General features: G+C 41.9%; 1 protein-coding gene. It reads left to right on the top strand.

Annotation, left to right across the window (positions count from 1 at the left end; all coding sequences use genetic code 11):
• The first annotated feature begins 204 nt into the window (after positions 1-204).
• Positions 205-1,515, top strand: coding sequence for an MATE family efflux transporter (locus ACYQ2O_RS12135; protein WP_459796691.1), 1,311 nt, complete (start codon positions 205-207; stop codon positions 1,513-1,515).
• Positions 1,516-1,777: the final 262 nt, after the last annotated feature.

The following is a 1,777-nucleotide window of genomic DNA, read 5'->3' as shown; positions in this document are numbered from 1 at the left end:
AGTCCAATGGGACAACTGAAGAAAATGTTTGGGTAATGAAACACACAGAATGAGCCATTTTAATATTAAAATTGAAGAGTTACCATCTCTAGAAAAAAAGTTTCCGCCAAAGTCTTGACACATACATGCATATTAAGTCAATTGACTTTATATCCAAAGCCGAGTATGCTAGTTGAAGACTCATTTTTCAGTCGGAGGATAATTATGCAGAATAATTTTAAATTGTTTTTTAAATACGTCAGTTTGAACATGCTCGGTATGCTGGGCATCTCTTTTTATATACTGGCAGATACCTTGTTCATCGCTCAGGCATTAGGACCAACAGGAATCGCGGCACTGAACTTGAGTATTCCAGCGTTTGGAATCATTCACGGATTTGGACTGATGCTGGGCTTAGGGGGAGCGACAAGGTACAAGATTCTTTTATCGCAGAATAAACTGGCCGAGTCCAACCGAGTCTACTCGCAGACATTCCTGTTTGCAGTGGGCATGGGAATTCTATTTATGATGATCGGCCTGTTCGGGGCCTCCCCGATGGCACGTGCTCTAGGGGCGGATGCCGAAACATTTGAAATGACAGCCGTCTATATAAGGACAATCCTGACATTCGCCCCGTTTTTTGTACTAAATAATATGCTGCTGGCCTTTGTCAGAAATGACGGGGATCCCTCTCTAGCTATGTATGGGATGGTCATCGGAAGTGTCCTTAATGTCGTACTCGATTATATCTTCATATTTCCAATGCAGCTTGGTATGTTTGGGGCATCACTGGCAACAAGCATATCGCCTATTGTCAGTCTGATCATCCTGTCCATTCACTTCTTCAAGCCGGGTAATCAACTGAAGTTCACTTTCCAGAAAATTGAAGGGTGGATCATTAAAGATGTGACCTACTTGGGTGCAGCGGCCTTTATTAATGAACTGTCTGCTGCTGTCGTCATGTTCTCCTTCAATACAATTATTTTCAACCTGGAAGGGAATAATGGTCTGGCGGCATATGGTATTATTGCCAATATTTCGTTCGTAGTCCTGTCCTTATTCGCCGGTATCGCTCAAGGGACCCAGCCGCTGTTAAGTGAGAGCTACGGTCAGAAAGACCTGAAAGGGATGAAGCATGTTCTCGTTTTATCCTTTCTGACGGCGCTGGTCTTGAGTTTAAGCGTGTACGTAGGAACAGCGGCCTTTACTGAAGAAATCATATCAGTTTTCAATAGTGAAAACAGTGCACATATTGCCCGAATGGCGACAAGTGGTCTGCTGATTTATTTTATCGGCTTTGTGTTCGCAGGAATGAATACAATTCTGACCAGTTACTTCGGTGCTACAGATCAGCCTAACAGAGCACTGCTCTTTTCGCTATTAAGAGGTGGTCTACTAATTATTCCATTAGCTATCGTGTTGAGTTATTTCTTCGGCATGAATGGCGTCTGGTCATCCTATGTCCTGACCGAAGCCCTGATTGTCATGGTCATCGCCTTCATTATTAATCCGAACAAGCGGTTGAAGAGAAGGTAAGAAAAACTTCACGTGCCGTTCATCCTCGGTAATATTAAAGACAGCAAAGAAACATATACTTTTCTACTAAATAAGGTACTTCTGTTAGCCAATCATTCCTGACAGAAGTATCTTTTTATATTATAAAATTTACACCTCAAGTTTCGCACCCCTAAGAACGACGTTCTATCCTTTTACCGTAAAGATCAGTTAGAATATTGAACTTAAAAGTACAGAAAAAGACACCTCTCTTTGGTAAAATGTAGTTACCAACAAACATTCC

This window comes from Alkalibacterium sp. m-11 (assembly GCF_054658155.1).
This window is presented reverse-complemented; position numbering and strand designations above follow the sequence as displayed.

What these genes read in the sequence shown, in the direction of transcription:
- ACYQ2O_RS12135 (WP_459796691.1), top strand. Translation starts at nt 205, where the DNA reads ATGCAGAATAATTTTAAATTGTTTTTTAAATACGTCAGTTTGAACATG.